We start from the raw sequence: 19,660 nt of genomic DNA on the forward strand, positions 1-19,660 counted from the left end.
GGACCGGCGCCGTCACGGCGGGGGTGCCGGGGTCATGCCCCGAAGCGGTCTCCGCAGGGACCCGGCCAGAGCTGGAAACGGCGAATGCGGGGCACCGCGTCCGGCACGTTGGGGCGCCGCGCCCCAACTCCACGAGATCGAACGCGTTACCCGATCTGATTGTCGTGCAATCAGATCGGCGCGTGCTCCAGCGTCCTCGCGGCCGCCGCCAACCGAGCCGGGCGGCTCAGCGGCCCTCGCGCACCCAGGCGGCGGCCAGCACGCCGAGCATGAGCAGGAGGCCGGAGAGGCCTGCGAACACCGGGAACAGGCCGATGCCGCGCACCACCGAGACGTCGCGGGTGCGCAGGCCCATCCAGTCCTCGCCGGCGAGCCGGTCGGAGGCTGAAACCTGCACCAGTCGCGGCACCGTCCCGCCGAGATCCGACAACCGCCACACGCCGCCGCCGGTTGCCGCCGCGACAGGCGCCACCACGTCGCGGGTGGAGGTGACCTCGGCGAACTCCTTCGGGTTCAGCGGGCCGATGTTGGCCAGCGCCGTCAGGGTGCCGTTGGTGGCCCGCCACAGGCCGAGCTCGTCCGCCGGCGTGGTCGCTCGCCACAGGCCCGGCGAGGCCTCCCGGAGCGTGAGGGTGCGCAGGGCGCCGGACGGCGTGGTGACTGTGGCGGGCGGCACCTCGCCGGACATGGTCTGGCGCTCCACCACGAGATCGCGGCCGGAGACGGTGAGCTTGAGGCGCTCCTCCTCCAGATCCGGCTCCTTCATGAGCCAGTGGGACAGGCGCCGGAGCAGGTCGATGTGCGGGCCGCCGCCCTCATAGCCGCGCGCCCACAGCCAGATGTGGTCGGATAGCAGCAGCGCCACGCGCCCCTCGCCCACGCGGTCCACCAGCAGCACCGGCTTGTCTCCGGGCGCCGACATGAGGCTGGTGCCGGAGCGGGCCTGTGCGTCGATCACGCGGAAGAAGCGGCTCCACTGGGGCGGCTCGCTCTGCGATCCCGGCAGGTCGCGGGTCACCGGGTGACGCTTGCCGGGATCGGTGAGACGGGCGTGGTAGGGCGCATCCGTGGCTTCGCCGCGCGGGATGCCGGGGAGGATCTCCTCGAGCGGCGTGTTGTAGAGCGAGCCGACGTCGAGGAAGTCCGTTCCCGCCGCCACGAGCACCGCGCCGCCCTGGCGCACGTAGCGGACGATATTGTCGAAATAGACCTGCGGCAGCACGCCCTGCTGGGCGTAGCGATCGAAGATGATGAGGTCGAAATCCTTGATCTTGGTCTGGAACAGCTCGCGCGTCGGGAAGGCGATGAGCGAGAGCTCGTTGATGGGCGTGCCGTCTTGTTTCTCAGGCGGACGCAGGATGGTGAAGTGGACGAGGTCCACGTTGGCATCGCTTTTCAGCAGGTTGCGCCAGGTGCGCTCGCCCACGTTGGGCTCGCCGGAAACGAGCAGCACCCGCAGCTTGTCGCGCACGCCGTCGATGGCGACGGCGGTGCGGTTGTTCACCGGCGTCAGCTCGCCCTCCAGCGGGGGCACCTCGAACTCCACGATGTTCGGGCCGGCATGGGTGATGTCCACGTCGATGCTGGCGCTGCGGCCGGCGGTGACGGTGGGCCGGGCGATCACCTCGCCGTCGCGACGGATGGTGACGGGCACGCGCGCCCCGGCGGGGGCGCCCTCGTCGGTCACCTTGAAGGTCACCGTCTGCTTCTGGCCGACGATGCCGAAGCGCGGTGTCTTCTCGAGCGCCACCCGGCGATCGCGCTCGCCCGGCTGGCCGGAGATGAGCGCGTGGACCGGCGCGGAAAAGCCCAGCGCCTGCGGATTGTCCGGTGCGTCATGCACCCGCCCGTCGGTGATGAGGATGGCGCCGGCCACGCGCTCCGGCGGCACGTCGGCGAGGCCGGCGGACAGGGCGGAGAACAGGCGCGTGCCATCGGCCGAGCCGTCGCCGGCGTCGGCCTCGATGGTGCGCACCTCGACGCCGGAGAGCTTGCCAAGCCGCTCGGCCAAGGCGGCGCGGGCGGCCTCGGTCTGGCGCGTGCGATCACCGAAGGACTGGCTGGCGCTCTTGTCCACCACCACCGCCACCACGGAGGTCAGCGGCTCGCGCTCCTCGCGGGTGAAGGAGGGGTTGGCGAGGGCGAGCAGCCCCACCGCCAGCGCCAGCGCGCGGAACACGGCGCCGCGTGTGCGGGAGGCCAGCAGCAGCCCCGCCAGCACCAGCGCCGCCACCGCGATGGCGATCAGCAGGGGCAGCGAGACGAGGGGGGAGAAGGCGAGGCCGTAGCTCATGGGCGCTCACTCGCGCGCGGCGTCGTGGCCGCGCGGCGGCCGTTCGGGGCGGGCCGGCTTTCCGCGCCCGGGCGGTGCGTGGCGCCGTGCCTGCCGCCGACGCGGGCGGCGGTCGCGCTGCAGGGCCGGCGCTGCTCGTGCGGCCAGCTGGCAGCGGGATGGCAGAACACTGCCGGGCGGGCAGCCGGCGCGGGAGAGCCGGGGTCAGCGGAGCGCGCCGCACTGGCGCGAGGGCGCAGCTCCGCGGGGTCGGTCATGGCCGCAGCCGCAAGGCTCCGCCGCTCCGCTGCCCGGAATCGTCTGCGGTGAAGGGGTCGCCCGCTGCCTGCACTGGCCGTGGAGGTCGAAGGCAGGGAGTAGACGCTGCGGGACAGCCCTTCCCGCGCCTCCGTCCGCTCTCCGGGGAGGGGCGAGGCGAGGAGGCCGGCGCAGGGCGGGAACGGGAGAAGGGATCGGCGCATCATTGCCCCAGCCGTTCCAGCAGGGCCGGCACATGCACCTGGTCCGCCTTGTAGTTTCCGGTCAGCACATACATCACCATGTTGGCGCCGGCACGGAAGGCGATTTCCCGCTGCCGGGGCTCGCCCGGGGTGAGGGGCAGCATCGGCTCGCCGTTGCGCGACACCGCCCAGGCGCCGGCGAGATCGTTGGCGGTGATGATGACGGGCGAGACGCCATCGCCGGCGCGGGCGGGGCGGTCCTCGTCGGCGCCGGCCGTGGGCAGCGCCTCCACCCATGTGGTGCCGCCGGTGAAGCGGCCGGGGAAATCCTTCAGCAGATAGAACGCCTTGGTCAGCACGTGATCACGCGGCACCGGCTCCAGCTCGGGAATGTCGAGACGGGAGAGAATCTCCTTCAGCCGCGCCCCCGCGGGCGAGAGGGGGGCGCCGGGGGCACCGGTGGATTCGATCGCGTCGCGGGTGTCGAAGATCACCGTGCCGCCCTGTTTCATGTAGGCGTCGATGCGCGCCAGCACGGCGGGCGGCGGCATCGGCGTGTCGGCGAGGATCGGCCAATAGAGCAGGGGGAAGAAGGCGAGCTCGTCGCGGGAGATGTCCACGCCCATGGCATCGCCCGCCTGCAGCGCGGTGCGCTGGCCGAGGAAGGTGGCGAGGCCGTCGAGCCCGGCGCGGGAAATGTCGTCCACCTCCGTGTCGCCGGTGACCACATAGGCGAGGCGGGTCTGCAGGGTGGCCTTCAGGGCGAAATCGTCATTGGGCTGCGCCCGCTCCGGTGCCTGCGGGCGCGCCTGCACGCTGCCTTGGGCCACGGCGGGAGAGGGCAGGGCGGCGAGGCCTGCGGCGCCTGCCACCACGGCGAGCGCCAGCACCGCAGCCGCCCCGCGCCGGGTGCCGCGGCCGCCGAGGCGCGCGATGCCGCCGGCGAGGAACAGCACGGCCAGCGCGTCGAGCAGCAGCAGCAGCACGGCGGCGAGCAGCACCGGCCCCCGCAGGTCGCGCGGCGCGCTCTCCTGCAGCGGTTCCACCCGTCCGCCGAGGGCGGAGAGATCCAGCGCCCTTGGCCGGTCGGCGGGCAGAAGCGTGTTCACGGCCACCAGCCCGTCCGGCGGGCCATAGAAACCGGGCGGATGGTCGGCGGTGGCGCGGCCGGCATAGTCGGAGGGCAGCGCCCGTACCGTGGGGCCGGCCGGGCGGAACGCGCCGAAGCCGTCGAGCAGCCGTGCGGGGGGCAAGGCGGCGACATCCGGCCGGCCGGCAGTGTGGGCGGCGTCGGCCGGCGCGGTCTCGGCCGGGGGCGGGGCGTCGGACAGGGCGATCACGCGGCGCAGCATCTCCACGAAGGTGCCGGAGAGGGGCAGGTTGGACCAGGAGGTGTCGCCCGTCACGTGGAACAGCACCAGCGCGCCCTTGCCTCGGCGCATGCCGGTGACGAGAGGGGTGCCGTCGGCCAGCGTCGCCCAGGTGCGGTCGCCGAGCGTGCCCTCGGGCTCGGCCAGCACCTGCCGGGTCACGGTCACGTCGTTCGGCGGGCGCAGGTCGCGGAACGGGCCTTCCGGGGTGAGCGCGCCAAGGCTCTGCGGCGTCTCCCACGACAGCGAGCCGCCGAGCACGCGCCCGCCGCGCCGGAGCTTCACGGGCAGAAGATCGTCCTGCGCATTGGCGAGGCGCGGCCCGGCGAAGCGCACCAGCACGCCGCCGTCCTCGACGAACCGGGCGAGCCGGGCGCGGGTGGCGGGGGGGATGGCGCCCACATCCGTCAGCACCAGCACGGGCAGGCGCTGTTCCAGGAAGCGGTTGATGTTCTCGGTGGCCGATCCGGTCTCGGCCACGCGCAGGTCGGCGAACGGGCCGAGGGCGCGCGAGAGATAATAGGTGGGCGCCAGCAGCGGCTGCCCGGTGTCCGTGCTGGTGCCGGAGACGACCCCCACGGCCCGCCGCCGCCAGCGCTTGTCCAGAAGCTGCACCGCCCCGGCCGAGGCCTCGCCGGCGATTTCCAGCCGCGCCACCTCGTTGCGGATCTCCACCGGCATGTCGAGCCGCGCCTCAGTCTCGCTGGCGCCTTCGGGCACGGTGAAGGCGGCCTCGCCGAGGGTCAGGCCGCGCATGTCACGGGCGATGACGCGACCGGCGCGCGGCGGCGCGGCGGCAGGGCGCAGCACGTTGACTGTGAGCGCCTCGACCCCGTTCTCCGCTCCCGCAAGGGCGAGCGGCGCGGCCACCCCGCCTCCCACCACCAGCAGGCGGCCGGCGGGGCCGAGGTCGGCGAACGCGCGGGCAAGGTCGGGATCGGCGCCCATGTCCACGCCGTCGGAGAGGAAGACCACGCCCGCCTCAGGCTCTGCGGCGAGCACACGGCCGGCCACGGCCAGCGCCTCGCTCCGGGCCGGGGCGTAGGGCACCGGTTCCAGCGAGCGCAGGCGGTCGCGGGCGGCGGCGGGGGTCAGCAGCGTCGCCTCGCGCGGCACGTCGCCGGTGGGAATGAAGGCGACGCCGCGCCCGCCCGTCTCCGCCTCGTCGATGAGGGCGGCGGCGGCCGAGCGGCGCGCTTCCCAGCTGGCGGCGGCGGGCCAGCCCTGATCGATCACCAGCACCAGCGGCCCGGAGCCCGATGGGGCCGCGGCCGGCGGGTTCCAGACCGGCCCGGCGGCGGCGAGGATCACCAGCGCCGCCAGCAGCAGGCGCAGCAGGGTGAGCCACCACGGGGTGCGGGAGGCGCTCTCCTCCTTGGGGGTGATGCCGAGCAGCAGCCGCAGGGGCGGGAACGCCACCTCACGCGGGCGCGGCGGCACCACGCGCAGCAGGAACCACAGCACCGGCAGGGCGATGAAGGCGGTGAGCAGCAGCGGCGTCGTGAAGGCGAGCGGCAGCATCAGGTGCGCTCCCCCACGAAGGCATGGCCGCCGCCCTTGGGCGTCAGCGCCCCGCCGCCGCCCGCGCCCATGCGGGCGTGCAAGGCGAGCAGGATCTCGCTGGCCGGCCGGTCGGTGCGATGCACGGCGAAGCTCCAGCCGAGCCGCTCCGCCGCCATGCGGATGCGGGCGCGGTGCTCCACCAGCTTGAGATCATAATCCGCCCGCCAGCTCTCGGCGCGCCCGACGGTGAGGCGCTCGCCGCGTTCGGGCTCGCGGAACTCGATGCGGCCGGAGAAGGGGAAGGTCTCCTCGGAGGGGTCGACGATCTGGATCAGGTGGCCATGGGCGCCGCTTGCCGCCAGCGTCTTGAGGCGCGCGGCGATCTCCTCCGCCGGGCTCCAGAAATCGCCCATGAGCACGATCTCGGACAAAGGCGAGGGGCCGAACGCGGGGGGCAGGCTGGCCGGCAAGGCGGGCGCGAGCACCACCGCCTCGGCCATGCGCTCGACGATGCGGCGGTTGGCGGAGGGGCGCATCAGCTCGGGCATGCCGACGCGCTCGCCGCCCTTCACCAGAAGCTCGGCCAAAGCGAAGGCGAGGATGAGCGCGCGCTCGCGCTTCGGTGCCTGCCCACGCGAGGCATAGGCCATGGAGGCAGAGAGGTCCGGCCAGATCCACACGGTGTGGGCGGCCTCCCACTCGCGCTCGCGCACATAGAGATGGTCGTCGCGGGCGGAGCGGCGCCAGTCCACGCGGTGGGCGGGCTCGCCATCCGCGAAGCGGCGGTATTGCCAGAAGTTCTCGCCCGATCCGGCGCGCCGGCGGCCGTGCAGGCCGTGCTGCACGCTCATGGCGATGCGCCGGGCCTCCAGCACCAGCCGCGGCATGGCGGCCGCCAGCCCCGCCGCGGCGAGGGCGGCCTGTTCGACGGAGTGCTGTGCGTCGTCTGCCACGGTCGGCCCCACCTTCACCCGAGGCGCTCGGTGAGGCGGCGGACGATGTGGGCGACGCTCTCGCCTTCGGCGCGGGCGGCGAAGGTAAGCGCCATGCGGTGCTTCAGCACCGGCTCGGCGAGGGCCACCACGTCATCGAGGGAGGGGGCATAGCGCCCGTCCAGAAGGGCGCGGGCGCGCACCGCCAGCATCAGCGCCTGGCTGGCGCGCGGGCCGGGGCCCCAGGCGATGTAGCGCTGCTCCGGGCCTTCCGCGCCCGGACGGGCGGAGCGCACCAGGGTGAGGATGGCTTCCACCACCGATTCGCCCACAGGCAGGCGCCGAACGAGGCGCTGCGCGGCGAGAAGATCGTCCACGCTCATGGCGGCGCGGGGCTTCTGCTCCTCGGCGGAGGTGGTCTCGAACAGAATCTTCCGCTCCGCGTCGCGGTCCGGATAATCCACGTCGATTTCCATCAGGAAGCGGTCGAGCTGGGCCTCGGGCAGGGGATAGGTGCCCTCCTGCTCCAGCGGGTTCTGGGTGGCGAGCACGTGGAACGGGCGGGGCAGGTCGTGCCGTTCGCCGGCCACCGTGACGTGATATTCCTGCATGGCCTGCAGCAGCGCCGACTGGGTGCGGGGCGAGGCGCGGTTGATCTCGTCGGCCATCAGCAGCTGGGCGAAGATGGGCCCCTTGATGAAGCGGAAGGCGCGCCGTCCGCCGGGCGCCTCCTCCAGCACCTCGGAGCCCAGGATGTCGGACGGCATGAGGTCCGGCGTGAACTGGACGCGGCGGGCGTCGAGGCCCAGCACCGTGCCCATGGTCTCCACCAGCTTGGTCTTGGCAAGGCCCGGCACGCCCACCAGCAGCGCGTGACCGCCGGCGAGGATGGTGACCAGAGCCCGCTCGATCACCGCCTCCTGGCCGAAGATGACCGAGCCGATGGCGGCGCGCGCCGCCTTCACGTGGGCGGCCGCAGCCTCCGCGTTGCCGATGATCATCTGGTCGAGGTCGAAGGTCTCGCCGGCAGCCGACATCTGAGCATCTCCTGAACACCACGCGCCCGCCGGACAGGCTTGCCGCCAAAAGCGGCAATAAAACGCCCCGCAGGCCACCTTAAGTCCCCGCGCCCGCCCGAAGGCATGGCCGGTCGCCGCTCTCGCATGGCCGGCGACCGCAAACTCTCCTGCAGCCGTCTTGCAAACCTCGCGCCACCCGGACACAGAGCTTACGATAAGATGCGTCCGCGTCGAGCCCCGTGCCGCGCCCGTCCACCACGGGGTGCTCACGTCGTCGCGAGCCCCGCTGCCCCAGGGAAGGAGATCGCCATGCCGGGACCCGCTCCCGTCGCCCCGCCCGCAACCCCGGATGCCGCCGCGCCCGGACGCCTCGATGCGTTGATGCAGGCCGTGCGGGCCACGGGCGGACGCGGACCCGCGCCGGTGGACAAATGGAACCCGCCCGACTGCGGCGACATGGACATGACCATCCGCGCCGACGGCAGCTGGCTCTACATGGGCACGCCAATCGGCCGCCCGGCGCTGGTGCGGCTGTTCGCCTCCGTGCTGGACCGGGAGGGCACGCGTTTCGTCCTGAAGACGCCGGTGGAGAAGATCGGCATCACGGTGGAGGATGCCCCGTTCCTGGCCGTGGAGATGGCGGTGGAGGCGGATGCCGCCGGTGCGCGCACCCTGGTGTTCCGCACCAACATGGACGAGCTGGTGCGCTGCGGTCCCGGCCACGCCCTGCGCTTCGCCCGCGGCGCGGCGGCCGGCGAGGTCGTGCCCTATCTGCATGTGCGCCGGGGCCTGGAGGCGCGCCTCACGCGGGCCGCCCATCTCGACCTGATGGAGCTCGGGGAGGTGCGCGAGGCGGACGGCATCCCCATGTTCGGCGTGGCGTCGTCCGGCGTCTTCTTTCCCATCCTGCCGGCGGCCGATCTGGATCTTGGCGCATGACGCATGTTTATGAAGGCGCCTCCGGCGCGGCGACCGGCGATGCGCTGGCGGATTTCCTGGCGCGGGCGACCGCCCGCCTCTCCCCCGAGCCGCCGCCCTTCTATTCGGATGATGCCTACACCGGCCTCAACGGCGACCATGCGCTCCAGCCCGAGATGGCGAGCCTGAAGCCGCGCACGCGGCCGCGCCATGCGGCGGTGCTGGTGCCGGTGGTGGCGCGGCCCGAGCCTACCGTCCTCCTGACCCTGCGCGCGCCGGACCTTTCACATCACGCCGGGCAGGTGGCCTTTCCCGGCGGTCGGGTGGACCCGGAGGACAAGGACGATCTCGACGCGGCGCTGCGTGAGGCGCGCGAGGAGGTGGGCCTCGATTCCCGTCTGGTGAAGCCGCTCGGCTATCTCGACGGCTACCTTTCCGGCACCGGTTTCTGGATCGTTCCGGTGGTGGGGCTGGTGGACCCGGCCTATCGCCTCACCCTCAACCCCGCCGAGGTCGCGGAGGCGTTCGAGGTGCCGCTCGGCTTCCTCATGAGCCCGCGCAACCACGAGCGCCAGTCGCGCGAATGGCAGGGCACGCTGCGGCATTTCTATGTGATGCCCTACGAGGGGCGGCACATCTGGGGCGCCACGGCGGGCATGCTCCGCAGTCTCTACGAAAGGGTCTATGCCTGATGGTGCGCAGCGTCCTCATCGAGCTGGCCCTGTTCCTCGCGCCGTTCGTGGTCTACGGGCTGCTGCTGCTGGTCAGCCGGGGCTCGGTGGTGCCGGAGCACTGGTCGGCGCGGGCGCTCGCGATCACCGCCGCCTGCGCGGTGGCGCTGGTGGTGATCGGCCTGTTCGTGTTCGAGCACGGGCGGGTGGCCGCGCCCGGCAGCCGCTACGTGCCGGCAGAGACACGCGACGGCGTGTTCGTGCCGGGGCGTTTCGAATGAGCGCGTCGGTCGCGGGAGCGTCATTCTGGGCCACGCCGGGCCTTTCCGCCGTGCTGGCCGCCCTGAACGCCGGGGGCGAGGAGGCGCGGGTGGTGGGCGGCGCGGTGCGCAACACCCTGCTCGGCCTGCCGGTGACCGACGTGGACATCGCCACCACCGCCCTGCCCGAAGTGGTGGTCGAGCGGGCCCGCGCCGCAGGTCTCAAGCCGGTGCCCACGGGGATCGAGCATGGCACCGTCACCGTCGTCGCCGACCACCATGCCTTCGAGGTCACCACCCTGCGGGAGGATACGCAGACCGACGGGCGGCGCGCCGTGGTGCGCTTCGGCCGCAGTTGGCAGCACGATGCGGAGCGGCGCGACTTCACCCTGAACGCGCTTTACGCCACCCCTGGCGGCGCGGTGGTGGATCTGGTGGGCGGCCTGCCGGACCTCGCGGCGCGGCGCATCCGCTTCATCGGCGATGCGGACGCGCGCATCCGGGAAGACTACCTGCGCATCCTGCGGCTCTACCGCTTCCATGCCGCCTATGGCGCGGGGCCGGTGGACGCGGCTGCCTTCACCGCCACCGTGCGTCGCCGCGCCGGCCTGCCGGCCCTGTCCCGGGAGCGGGTGCGGGCGGAGATGCTGAAGCTGCTGGTGGCGCCGGGCGCCGCCGCCACGCTCGCGGTGATGAGCGACGCCGGGCTGCTGCAGCCGCTTCTCGCCGGCATCGCCGACGTGGCGGCGCTGGAAAAGATGGCGGCGCTGGAGGCCGGCTGTGGCCTGTCGCCCGATCCGGTCCGCCGCCTCGGCGCGTTGGCGCTCAGGGTGCCGGACGATGCCGAGCGGCTGCGCGAACGGCTCCGGCTCTCCAATGCGGAAGGCCGCCGCCTCGCCGGCATGGCGCGGGCGCTCGGGGGGAGCGGCGGTTCAGCGCTGGCGGCGCGGATCGCCGGGGGTGCAGCGTCATATGCCGAAGGGGCAGGCCCTTCCGGCCAACGCACGGCGCGCGCTGCGCGGCCGGGGGCTTCAATTTCCGCAGGCGCGGGTTCGGCAGGCGCGGGCTTCTCCGGCCTGATGCCGGCGGGGTGGCGGGCGTTCCCGCTTCTGCCGGCATCGGGGGATGCGCGGGCGGCGCGGGCCTTCCTTTATGCCGAAGGCGGCGAAGCGGGGCTGGATCTTGCGTTGCTCGCCGCCGTGCATGGCTGGCATGGGCTCGAAACGGTGGCGCGGCTCGCCGCCGCATGGATGCCGCCGCGTCCACCTTTCGCCGCCGCCGATCTCATGGCGCTGGGGCTGAAGCCGGGCCGCGCCCTGGGGCAGGCGCTGGCGCGGGCGGAGGCGGCCTGGATCGCCGCTGATTTTCCCGACGACCCCTCCACCATCGCCAACCTTGTGGCGCGGGCGGTGGCGGAGGGCTGAGCCAAATGGACCGGGTCAGTCCTCGTCGGACTCTTCCTCGTCCTCGTCCTCTTCATCCTCGTCGTCGAAATCGGCGATCTCGAGCTTCTCGAGGGCGAGGGCCGGAAGCGTGTGGGTGCGGAACTCCCCGTCCTCCTCGGCGTACCAGACCACCGAGACGTCGGCATCGGAGGCCGTCACCACCGTGAGGGCCGGGCTGCCCGACTTGAGCTGAACGATGTCTCCGGGCGCAAACGCCATGGCTGTGTCTCCCGCTGTCGTCGATGCGCGACGCCGCGGGAATGGCTTAGCCGGCCTTCATGACGGCCCCATCACGGCCACTTCACCACCGGCGGCATGGAGGAGAGGATGGAATCCACGTTGCCCCCGGTCTTCAGGCCGAAGATGGTGCCGCGGTCGTAGAGCAGGTTGAATTCCACATAACGCCCGCGCCGCACCAGCTGCTCCTCCCGGTCCTCGGCGGTCCAGGGGGTGTCCATGTTGGCGCGCACCAGCCGGGGATAGACATCGAGGAAGGCGAGGCCCACGTCGCGGGTGAAGGCGAGGTCGTCCTCCCACGTGCCGGTGCCCGCGCAGGCGCTGTCGAGATAGTCGTAGAAAATGCCGCCGATGCCGCGCATCTCGCCCCGGTGCTTGAGGAAGAAATAGTCGTCGCACCACGCCTTGTAGCGCTCGTAGTCCGCCACCTTGTGGGCGGCGCACGCCCCCGCCATGGCGGCATGGAAGGCGCGCGTGTCCGGGTCCTCCTGCGTGCGCCGGCGCGCCAGCACCGGGGTCAGGTCCGCCCCGCCGCCGAACCAGGCGCGGGTGGTGACCACGAACCGCGTGTTCATATGCACCGCGGGCACGTGCGGGTTGGCCATGTGGGCGATGAGCGAGATGCCCGACGCCCAGAAGCGCGGGTCGTCCGCCGCGCCGGGGATCTGCCCGCGGAATTCCGGCGCGAACTCGCCGAACACGGTGGAGGTATGGACCCCCACCTTCTCGAACAGGCGGCCGCGCATCAGCGCCATGGTGCCGCCGCCGCCCGGCGCGCCGGTGTGGTCGGTGCGGGACCAGGGGGTGCGGGCGAAGCGGCCGGGCGCGCCGTCGTAGAGCGCGGGTGCGGCGGCATCCTCCAGCGCCTCGAAGGCGGCGATGATGCGCCCCTGCAACTCCTCGAACCAGGCGCGGGCGGTGGCGCGCCGCTGATCCAGAGTCTCGTGTCCGGGAAGGCTGGAACCGGCAGGGAACGAGGACATGGAGCGGCTCCGCGGTTGCACCCGATCAAGAGCCGCGCTTTTACCCCGGCGCGGTGTCCTGCGAAAGCGCCAGCGCCGCGAGGCCGCCGGTCTGGCGCAGCGCCTCTGCGACCGCGATGCCGGCGCTGACCGCCACATTCAGCGACCGCAGCCCCTGCCGCATGGGAATGCGCACCCGCGCATCGGCGGTGGCATGGACCGCCTCCGGCACACCGGCTGATTCCCGGCCGAACAGCAGCACGTCGTCCGGGCGGAAGGCGAAGTCGTTCAGCGGCTCGGCGGCGCGGGTGGTGAACAGCACGAGGCGCCGCCCCTCCGCCTTCCGGTGGGCATCGAACGCCGCGAACGAAGCATGCCGGCGCCAGGCGACAGAATCGATGTAGTCCATGCCGGCCCGGCGGAATGACGCATCTCCCACGGGAAACCCCGCCGGCTCGATGAGATGGACCTCGACGCCGAGGCATGCCCCGGTGCGCAGGCAAGTGCCGGCATTCTGGGCGATATCCGGGCAATACAGGGCGAGAATCATGCGGAAGAGGCCGTTTCGCGTCCGGCCGAGGGGCCGGCTCGGGCGGGGCCGTGCGATGCCGCCCCGTCGAAAGCATTATGGCAGGACCCCGTGCCGCACGGCCATGATCTGGACAAGATGGGTTGAGGGTGCAATTAGAGGCCCTCGAAGGTGGCGGTCCCGTGACAGCGGCGGCCGCCGCGCCTGCGTGCGGGCCTACATCCACAGGGTGCTGGCGCGCACGTCGAGACGACAACAGATCGGGGACTGCGCCGTGGCACATACGGAGACGTCGGGGACGACGACGCGTCGGGACTTCCTCTACATCGCGACGGGCGCCGTCGGCGCCGTCGGGGCGGCGGCCATGGCGTGGCCGTTCATCTCCCAGCTGCAGCCCGATGCCTCGGTGCTCGCGCTCTCCACCACCGAGGTGGATCTCTCCCCCATCGCCGACGGCCAGATCGTCACGGTGCAGTGGCGCGGCAAGCCGATCTTCATCTCCCACCGCACCGCGCAGGAGATCAAGACGGCCCAGGACACCCCCCTGTCCGACCTGAAGGATCCGCAGCCCGACCAGGACCGCGTGAAGCCCGGCAAGGACCAGTGGCTCGTGGTCATCGGCATCTGCACCCACCTCGGCTGCGTGCCGCTCGGCCATCAGGGCCAGTACAACGGCTGGTTCTGCCCGTGCCACGGCTCGGTCTACGACACCTCCGGACGCATCCGCCAGGGACCGGCGCCGCTCAATCTCGCGGTCCCGCCCTACGCGTTTACCTCGGACACCAAGATCGTGATCGGCTGACGCGCGCTTCGTCGCCGCTTTCAAAAAGGTTGGACCCATGGAAGGACATTCCACCTACCAGCCCAAGGGGAAGATCGCGCAGTGGTTTGAGAGCCGCTTGCCGATCGTCGGGCTGATGCATTCCTCGGCCATCGCCTATCCGGTGCCGAAGAACCTCAACTACATGTGGACCTTCGGCGCGATCCTGACCTTCATGCTGGTCTGCCAGATCGTGTCGGGCGTGGTGCTGGCCATGCACTACGTGGCCTACGCGCCGGTCTCGTTCGCCCGCGTCGAGCACATCATGCGCGACGTGAACTACGGCTGGCTGATCCGCTACATCCACGCCAACGGCGCGTCGATGTTCTTCGTGGCGGTGTACATCCACATCTTCCGCGGCCTCTACTACGGGTCCTACAAGGCCCCGCGCGAGGTGCTCTGGATCCTTGGCGTCATCATCTACCTGCTGATGATGGCCACCGCCTTCATGGGCTACGTGCTCCCCTGGGGCCAGATGTCCTTCTGGGGCGCCACCGTCATCACCAACCTGTTCTCGGCCATCCCGTGGGTCGGCGAGACGATCGTGCAGTGGCTGTGGGGCGGCTACTCGGTGGGCGACCCCACCCTCAACCGCTTCTTCTCGCTGCACTATCTGCTGCCGTTCATGATCGCCGGCGTGGTCGGCCTGCACATCTGGGCGCTGCACCACGTGGGCCAGAACGACCCGGACGGCATCAACATCAAGAACGTGGCGAAGGACTCGGTCCCGTTCACCCCCTACGCGACGATCAAGGACACGTTCGCGATGGTGGTGTTCCTGATCTTCTTCTCCTGGTTCATCTTCTACATCCCGAACTACCTCGGCCACTCGGACAACTACATCCCGGCCAACCCGCTCTCCACCCCGGCGCACATCGTGCCCGAGTGGTACTTCCTGCCCTTCTACGCGATCCTGCGCTCGATCCCGGACAAGCTCGGCGGCGTGCTGGCCATGTTCGCGGCCATCGCGGTGCTGGCGTTCCTGCCCTGGCTCGACACCTCGAAGGTGCGCTCGGCCAAGTACCGTCCCCTCTACCGCCAGTTCTTCTGGGTGTTCCTGGTGGTGGCGGTCGGCCTCGGCTATCTCGGCTCGCAGCCGGCCGAGGGCGGGTACGTGATCGTGTCGCGCATCTTCACCGCCTATTACTTCATCCACTTCCTGGTCATCCTGCCGCTGCTCGGCCTGTTCGAGCGTCCGGCGCCGATGCCGGCCTCGATCGCCGACGCGGTGCTCGCCAAGGGCAAGGGTGCCGCCACGGTGGTCGCCGGCGCGGCCGGACCCGAGACCAAGTGAGCCGCGCGGAGAGAAATGCAATGACCATTCGCAGCAGTCTCTTCGGCGCGGTCGCGGCCGCCCTTCTCCTCGCCTCGGGCGCCACGGGCGTGGCGGCCGCCGAGGGCGGTGGCCATGACAACCGTCCGGCCCGCCTCTCCTGGTCGTTCGCCGGCCCGTTCGGCATGTACGACCAGGCCCAGCTCCAGCGCGGCTTCAAGGTGTTCAAGGAAGTGTGCAGCGCCTGCCACTCCGCGAACTTCTTCTCGTTCCGCAACCTCGCCCAGCCCGGCGGCCCCGGTTTCACCGAGGCGCAGGCCAAGCAGGTGGCGAGCGAGTACCAGATCACCGACGGGCCGAACGATTCGGGCGACATGTTCCAGCGCCCCGGCCGCCTGTCGGACCACTGGCCGGCGCCGTTCCCGAACGACAACGCCGCCCGTGCCGCCAACGGCGGCGCGCTGCCGCCGGACTTCTCGGTGCTGGCCAAGGCCCGCTCCTACCACGTGGGCTTCCCGGGCTTCATCACCGACGCCTTCATCCAGTACCAGGAGCACGGGGTGGACTACATCCACGCGCTGCTCATGGGCTATGTGGACCCGCCGGCGGACGCGCATGTGCAGCCCGGCCTGCACTACAACAAGTATTTCCCGGGCAACCAGATCGCCATGCCGAAGCCCATCAGCGACGGCCAGGTGGAGTACTCCGACGGCGCGCCGCAGACCGTGGATCAGTATGCGAGCGACGTCTCCGCCTTCATGATGTGGATGGCCGAGCCCCACCTCGACCAGCGCAAGCGCATCGGCTTCCAGGTGATGATCTTCCTCATCGTCCTGTCGGGCCTGCTCTACTTCACCAAGAAGAAGATCTGGCAGAACGTGTCGCACTGATCGGTCCGGCCTGCCGGCGACAGACGCGCAAGACGAACAAGGGCCCCAAGCGGGGCCCTTTTCATTTGGCGGGTGCACCGGAAGGGCTGACGTTCCGGCGGCCCATGCGCCGTCCGGGTCAGCGCCCGCCTCGCCGGCCCGTGATCGGCGGGCGGCATGTGAGCGCTTTCCCTCGCGCGGCTCCTTGCCTAAGGAAGCTGTGCCCTGTTCCGGAGCCATGCATGACCCCCGCCGATTTCGCCGCTTCGATCCGCACCATTTCCGATTATCCCAAGCCCGGCATCCTCTTCCGCGACATCACCACGCTGCTGGGTGACGCCCGCGCCTTCCGCCGCGCGGTGGACGAGCTGGTGCAGCCGTGGGCGGGCGCGAAGATCGACAAGGTGGCCGGCATCGAGGCGCGCGGCTTCATCCTTGGCGGGGCGGTGGCGCACCAGCTCTCCGCCGGCTTCGTGCCGATCCGCAAGAAGGGCAAGCTGCCGCACCAGACCGTGCGCATGGCCTATGCTCTCGAGTATGGCGAGGACGAGATCGAGATGCATGTGGACGCCATTCAGGCCGGCGAGCGGGTGCTGCTGGTGGATGACCTGATCGCCACCGGCGGCACGGCCACGGGCGCGGTGAAGCTGCTCCAGACCTGCGGCGCGGTGGTGGAGGCGGCCTGCTTCGTGGTGGACCTGCCGGACCTCGGCGGCGCGGACCGGCTGCGGCAGGCCGGGGTCGCCGTGCGAACGCTGGTCGCCTTCCCGGGGCACTGAGGCCGCATACGGGTCCGGGTCCGTTTCCTTGGGATCGTCCGCCGGCCCTTGCAGGGGATGATCTGCGCGTCCCCCTCGATGTCGGGGCGCTTGGTCGGGCGCGGCAAGGAGGTGGACGCTCGCGCCTCCACCTCCGCCGTGTTTCACTTGGCAGGCGCGTACGGACAATTGCTTTCGCTGAGGGGACGGATGATCTCCTCGGCCGGCATCTCGCGAATGGCCTTGAGGTAGTCCCACGGCCCCTTCGATTCGGCCGGCGACTTCACCTCGTAAAGGGTCATGCCCTTCATGAGGCGGCCATCGGCGCGCACTTTCGCGCCCTTGGCGAAGAAGTCGTTGACGGGCAGCTCGCGGATCTTCTCCGATACCTTGACCGGATCGTCGGTGCCGGCCGCTTCCACCGCTCTCAGGTAGGCGAGGACAGCGCTGTAGACGCCGGCCTGGAGATGCGTCGGGGCATTGGTGGTTCCGCGCTCCGCCCGCCAGCGCCGGGTGAACTCGCGCGAGGCGTCGTCCTGGTCCCAGTAGAAGGGGGCCACGAACTGGAGCCCCTGCGCCGTCTTTAGCCCGAGGGCGTGCACGTTGGTGAGGTAGAAGGCGGTGGCGGCGAGCTTCTGGCCGCCTTCCACGATGCCGAATTCACCGGCCTGCTTGATGGAGTTGATGGTGTTGTCGGCGGCGTTGAGAAGGGCGATGACCTTGGCCTTCGACGCCTGCGCCTGCAGGAGGTAGGCGCTGAAGTCGGTGGTCGTCACCGGGTGGCGCGCGACGCCCAGGATCTTGCCGCCCGCCGGCACCACCACGCGCTCGATCTGCTGCTGCAGGGAATGGCCGAACGAATAGTCGGCAACGATGAGGAACCAGGTGTCGCCGCCGGATTTCACCGTCGCGCGGCCCATGGCGTTGGCGATGGTGGAGGAATCGTAGTTCCACACGAACCCGGTCGGCGAGCAGGCCTCGCCGAACAGCTTGTCGGTGACGGAGCTGACGTTGAGGATCACCGCCTTGTTCTTCGCAAGCTCCTGCACCGCGAGCGAGACCGCCGAATTGCCGAAGTCGACGAGGGCGTCCACCCCGTCCACGTCGATCCACTTGCGGGCGATGCTGGCACCGAGGTCAGCCTTGTTCTGGTGATCTCCGACCACCAGCTCGATGGGCTTGCCCAGCACCTTGCCGCCGAAATCCTTGATGGCGAGCTGCGCCGAAGCCACCGAGCCGGGACCCTGGGGATCGGAATAGGGCCCGGCCTGATCGTTCAGCACGCCGATGCGCACGACGCCGTTCGACGGCTCCGCCGCGACCGCGTCCGCAATCGCCCCGGCACCGATCGCCCCGGCCCCCATCGCCATGGACAGGAGAGCGGCGCCCAGCCTCGCCCTGATCGATCCACCAGCCCTTGCACCTCCGCTTGAGATCATGAATTCCTCCCTTGGCTTCCGAAGTCGTTGTGGTTCGGAATTTCTTGTGATTGCGATGGAATGAGCGGCGTGTTCTTCAGAACAGCTCGGCTGCCGCGCCGGACAACAGGCCGGGGGCGGCGCGCAGCGGCGAGAGCCAGCCGGGGATCTTGACCAGTTCATAGGCGGCGAAGAAGCGGGCGGTTGTCACCTTGCCGTCGACGAAGGCGTCGCCCAGCCGGTCCCGCGCCGTCTCCGCTGCAAGCGCCTGGTCCAGCCACAGCCAGCCGGCGACGAGGTGGCCGACGGCGGAGAGCACGGCGGTGGCGTTGTCCATGGCGCCGGTGCCAGAGGGGTCGGCGATCAGCTCGCGCACCTGTTCCGCCACGGCCGTCCGCGCCATGGCCAGCATCCGTCCGGTCTCCGCGAGGGCGGCGGAGGCTGCGGCCTTGGCGGTCGTCGCATCGATCCGGGAGGCCAGAAGGGCGAAGGCATCGCCCTTGTCGCGGATGAGCTTGCGGCCGACGAAGTCGATGGCCTGGATGCCGGTCGTGCCCTCGTGGATGGGGTTCAGCCGGTTGTCGCGATAGAGCTGCTCCACGTCGAAATCGCGGGTGTAGCCGTAGCCGCCGTGGATCTGGATCGCGATGTCGCTGGCGGCGAGGCCCCACTCCGAGCTCCAGGTCTTCGCCACCGGGGTGAGCAGGTCGAGCAGGCGCCGCGCCTCGGCGTCGTCGGCCGCCTCGGCGCGGTCGGCGAGGTGGAAGCAATAGAGCACCAGGGCCAGCGCGCCCTCGGCATAGGACTTCTGGGCCAGCAGCATGCGCTTCACGTCGGCATGGGCGATGAGCGGCACCGGGCGGGTGTCGGCGGCCGCGCCGCGGGGGCGTCCCTGGGCCCGCTCGCACGCATAGCCGACGCTGAGGCGGTGGCTGCGATAGGCCAGCATGGCGGCGCCGAGCCCCACCTGCAGGCGCGCCTCGTTCATCATCATGAACATGATGGCGAGCCCCTGTCCCGGCGCGCCCACCAGATAGCCCACGGCTCCCGCCGCGCCGCCCGGGCGGTAGCGCTGGCCCTCGCCGAAATTGAGCAGGCAGTTGGCGGTGCCGCGATAGCCCATCTTGTGGTTGAGGCCGGCCACCACGACATCGTTGCGCTCGCCGGCGAACGCGCCGGGCGCGACGAGGGTCCTCGGCACGGCGAACAGCGAGATGCCGCCCGTGCCGGGCACGAGCTTTCCCCCATCTCCGGGGATCTTCGCCAGCACCAGGTGGCAGATGTTCTCCGAGGCGTCCTGATCGCCGCCGGAGATCCACATCTTGTTGCCGGACAGCCGGAAACGCCGGCCGAGGCCGTCCTCCCCGTCCGCGACCGCGCGCGTGGTGATGTCGGCCAGCGAAGAGCCGGCCTGCGGCTCGGACAGGCACATGGTGCCGAAATAGCGGCCCTCGATCTGCGGCCGGGCGAGGGCGTCGACCAGCGCCTCGTTGCCGAAGGTGGTGAGGAGGCGGGCATTGGCCACCGTCAGCATGGGATAGGCGGCGGTGGCGATGTTGGCGGCAAGGGCATGGGCAAAGGAGGCGGCCGCCACCGTCAGCGGCAGCTGCATGCCGCCGTGCTCGTAGGAGAAGCTCTGGCCGAACAGGCCCGCCTCGGCATAGGCGGAGAGCGCCGCGCCGATCTCGGGCAGGATGTGGACCCCGTGCTCGTCGAGGCTCGGCTCCCGGATGTCCGCCGTCTTGTAGTGGGGCAGAAAATGGCGGGACGCCACGGTCTCGCTCAGGTCGAGGAGCGCGCTCAGCGTCTCGCGGCTCAGGTCGGAAAAGCGGGGGATCTCCGCCAGCCGGTCCGCCCCGAGCCAGTCGAGCAGAAGGAAATCCATGTCGGCGCGGCGGATGAGCGAAGCGGAAGTCATAGGGTGTCCTCGTGGGTCAGAGCCG

Annotated in this window: 17 protein-coding genes; 8 read left to right on the forward strand and 9 right to left on the reverse strand. The window is 71.1% G+C overall.

The genetic code is table 11. The annotated features are described in order from the left end of the window. Window positions 1-226 precede the first annotated feature (226 nt). The 4 genes from V5F49_RS17545 to V5F49_RS17560 all read right to left on the reverse strand — a co-directional run bounded on the left by V5F49_RS17545 (window position 227) and on the right by V5F49_RS17560 (window position 7,575). On the reverse strand, window positions 227-2,293 hold the full coding sequence (locus V5F49_RS17545; RefSeq protein ID WP_394116829.1) for a hypothetical protein: 2,067 nt from the start codon (window positions 2,291-2,293) through the stop codon (window positions 227-229). A 460-nt stretch (window positions 2,294-2,753) separates the two neighbouring features. Next, window positions 2,754-5,624 carry a DUF4159 domain-containing protein gene (locus tag V5F49_RS17550; protein ID WP_394116830.1) on the reverse strand — a complete coding sequence of 957 codons (2,871 nt, stop codon included), beginning with the start codon at window positions 5,622-5,624 and terminating at the stop codon, window positions 2,754-2,756. Continuing rightward, complete coding sequence (locus V5F49_RS17555) at window positions 5,624-6,559, reverse strand: DUF58 domain-containing protein (RefSeq protein WP_394116831.1); 936 nt, start codon at window positions 6,557-6,559, stop codon at window positions 5,624-5,626. The genes V5F49_RS17550 and V5F49_RS17555 overlap by 1 nt, the downstream gene beginning before the upstream one ends. Window positions 6,560-6,573: 14 nt before the next feature. Then, window positions 6,574-7,575, reverse strand: coding sequence for an AAA family ATPase (locus V5F49_RS17560; protein ID WP_394116832.1), 1,002 nt, complete (start codon window positions 7,573-7,575; stop codon window positions 6,574-6,576). 291 nt (window positions 7,576-7,866) lie between these two features. Between V5F49_RS17560 and V5F49_RS17565 the strand changes: the two genes are divergently transcribed. From V5F49_RS17565 to V5F49_RS17580, 4 genes are read left to right on the forward strand one after another with little or no spacing between them, the layout of a single operon-like run. Continuing rightward, window positions 7,867-8,496, forward strand: a complete 630-nt coding sequence (locus tag V5F49_RS17565; RefSeq protein ID WP_394116833.1) for a DUF1285 domain-containing protein — start codon at window positions 7,867-7,869, stop codon at window positions 8,494-8,496. Beyond that, window positions 8,493-9,167 (forward strand): CoA pyrophosphatase, encoded by a 675-nt coding sequence (locus tag V5F49_RS17570; RefSeq protein ID WP_394116834.1) that lies wholly within the window; start codon window positions 8,493-8,495, stop codon window positions 9,165-9,167. Before V5F49_RS17565 ends, V5F49_RS17570 begins: the two co-directional genes overlap by 4 nt. Beyond that, a complete protein-coding gene (locus V5F49_RS17575; RefSeq protein WP_394116835.1) occupies window positions 9,167-9,427 on the forward strand; it encodes a DUF6111 family protein in 261 nt (86 codons plus the stop codon). The genes V5F49_RS17570 and V5F49_RS17575 overlap by 1 nt, the downstream gene beginning before the upstream one ends. Then, window positions 9,424-10,830 (forward strand): CCA tRNA nucleotidyltransferase, encoded by a 1,407-nt coding sequence (locus tag V5F49_RS17580; RefSeq protein ID WP_394116836.1) that lies wholly within the window; start codon window positions 9,424-9,426, stop codon window positions 10,828-10,830. The genes V5F49_RS17575 and V5F49_RS17580 overlap by 4 nt, the downstream gene beginning before the upstream one ends. A gap of 15 nt (window positions 10,831-10,845) precedes the next feature. On the opposite strand, the gene V5F49_RS17585 is transcribed toward V5F49_RS17580, so the two are convergent. From V5F49_RS17585 to V5F49_RS17595, 3 genes are all read right to left on the reverse strand, one after another. Continuing rightward, window positions 10,846-11,070, reverse strand: coding sequence for a YodC family protein (locus V5F49_RS17585; protein ID WP_394116837.1), 225 nt, complete (start codon window positions 11,068-11,070; stop codon window positions 10,846-10,848). Between the two features lie 71 nt (window positions 11,071-11,141). Continuing rightward, entirely contained in the window at window positions 11,142-12,071 is a 930-nt protein-coding gene (hemF, locus tag V5F49_RS17590; RefSeq protein WP_394116838.1) for an oxygen-dependent coproporphyrinogen oxidase, read from the reverse strand. A gap of 40 nt (window positions 12,072-12,111) precedes the next feature. After that, the gene (locus V5F49_RS17595) at window positions 12,112-12,600 is read right to left on the reverse strand and encodes a tRNA (cytidine(34)-2'-O)-methyltransferase (protein ID WP_394116839.1); all 489 of its coding nucleotides are present in this window, start codon (window positions 12,598-12,600) and stop codon (window positions 12,112-12,114) included. Window positions 12,601-12,853: 253 nt separating this feature from the next. Between V5F49_RS17595 and petA the strand changes: the two genes are divergently transcribed. From petA to V5F49_RS17615, 4 genes are all read left to right on the forward strand, one after another. Continuing rightward, window positions 12,854-13,381, forward strand: coding sequence for a ubiquinol-cytochrome c reductase iron-sulfur subunit (gene petA, locus V5F49_RS17600; RefSeq protein ID WP_394116840.1), 528 nt, complete (start codon window positions 12,854-12,856; stop codon window positions 13,379-13,381). 37 nt (window positions 13,382-13,418) lie between these two features. Beyond that, the gene (locus V5F49_RS17605) at window positions 13,419-14,693 is read left to right on the forward strand and encodes a cytochrome b (RefSeq protein WP_394116841.1); all 1,275 of its coding nucleotides are present in this window, start codon (window positions 13,419-13,421) and stop codon (window positions 14,691-14,693) included. Between the two features lie 20 nt (window positions 14,694-14,713). Next, a complete protein-coding gene (locus V5F49_RS17610) occupies window positions 14,714-15,562 on the forward strand; it encodes a cytochrome c1 (protein ID WP_394116842.1) in 849 nt (282 codons plus the stop codon). A gap of 221 nt (window positions 15,563-15,783) precedes the next feature. After that, window positions 15,784-16,320, forward strand: a complete 537-nt coding sequence (locus V5F49_RS17615; RefSeq protein WP_394116843.1) for an adenine phosphoribosyltransferase — start codon at window positions 15,784-15,786, stop codon at window positions 16,318-16,320. Window positions 16,321-16,463: 143 nt separating this feature from the next. Here the strand turns inward: V5F49_RS17615 and V5F49_RS17620 are convergent, their stop codons facing one another. Together V5F49_RS17620 and V5F49_RS17625 are read right to left on the reverse strand one after the other, a co-directional pair. Next, a complete protein-coding gene (locus V5F49_RS17620) occupies window positions 16,464-17,669 on the reverse strand; it encodes an ABC transporter substrate-binding protein (protein WP_509210709.1) in 1,206 nt (401 codons plus the stop codon). A gap of 145 nt (window positions 17,670-17,814) precedes the next feature. Continuing rightward, window positions 17,815-19,635, reverse strand: coding sequence for an acyl-CoA dehydrogenase (locus V5F49_RS17625; protein WP_394116845.1), 1,821 nt, complete (start codon window positions 19,633-19,635; stop codon window positions 17,815-17,817). Window positions 19,636-19,660 lie beyond the last annotated feature (25 nt).

This window comes from Xanthobacter lutulentifluminis (assembly GCF_043194675.2).
In the GTDB taxonomy this organism is placed as follows: Bacteria; Pseudomonadota; Alphaproteobacteria; order Rhizobiales; family Xanthobacteraceae; genus Xanthobacter.

What these genes read in the sequence shown, in the direction of transcription:
- V5F49_RS17615 (WP_394116843.1), top strand. Translation starts at nt 15,784, where the DNA reads ATGACCCCCGCCGATTTCGCCGCTTCGATCCGCACCATTTCCGATTAT.
- V5F49_RS17565 (WP_394116833.1), top strand. Translation starts at nt 7,867, where the DNA reads ATGCCGGGACCCGCTCCCGTCGCCCCGCCCGCAACCCCGGATGCCGCC.
- V5F49_RS17570 (WP_394116834.1), top strand. Translation starts at nt 8,493, where the DNA reads ATGACGCATGTTTATGAAGGCGCCTCCGGCGCGGCGACCGGCGATGCG.
- V5F49_RS17605 (WP_394116841.1), top strand. Translation starts at nt 13,419, where the DNA reads ATGGAAGGACATTCCACCTACCAGCCCAAGGGGAAGATCGCGCAGTGG.
- V5F49_RS17550 (WP_394116830.1), bottom strand. Translation starts at nt 5,624, where the DNA reads ATGCTGCCGCTCGCCTTCACGACGCCGCTGCTGCTCACCGCCTTCATC.
- V5F49_RS17545 (WP_394116829.1), bottom strand. Translation starts at nt 2,293, where the DNA reads ATGAGCTACGGCCTCGCCTTCTCCCCCCTCGTCTCGCTGCCCCTGCTG.
- V5F49_RS17560 (WP_394116832.1), bottom strand. Translation starts at nt 7,575, where the DNA reads ATGTCGGCTGCCGGCGAGACCTTCGACCTCGACCAGATGATCATCGGC.
- V5F49_RS17620 (WP_509210709.1), bottom strand. Translation starts at nt 17,669, where the DNA reads ATGGCGATGGGGGCCGGGGCGATCGGTGCCGGGGCGATTGCGGACGCG.
- V5F49_RS17575 (WP_394116835.1), top strand. Translation starts at nt 9,167, where the DNA reads ATGGTGCGCAGCGTCCTCATCGAGCTGGCCCTGTTCCTCGCGCCGTTC.
- V5F49_RS17595 (WP_394116839.1), bottom strand. Translation starts at nt 12,600, where the DNA reads ATGATTCTCGCCCTGTATTGCCCGGATATCGCCCAGAATGCCGGCACT.
- hemF (WP_394116838.1), bottom strand. Translation starts at nt 12,071, where the DNA reads ATGTCCTCGTTCCCTGCCGGTTCCAGCCTTCCCGGACACGAGACTCTG.
- V5F49_RS17585 (WP_394116837.1), bottom strand. Translation starts at nt 11,070, where the DNA reads ATGGCGTTTGCGCCCGGAGACATCGTTCAGCTCAAGTCGGGCAGCCCG.
- V5F49_RS17625 (WP_394116845.1), bottom strand. Translation starts at nt 19,635, where the DNA reads ATGACTTCCGCTTCGCTCATCCGCCGCGCCGACATGGATTTCCTTCTG.
- V5F49_RS17580 (WP_394116836.1), top strand. Translation starts at nt 9,424, where the DNA reads ATGAGCGCGTCGGTCGCGGGAGCGTCATTCTGGGCCACGCCGGGCCTT.
- V5F49_RS17610 (WP_394116842.1), top strand. Translation starts at nt 14,714, where the DNA reads ATGACCATTCGCAGCAGTCTCTTCGGCGCGGTCGCGGCCGCCCTTCTC.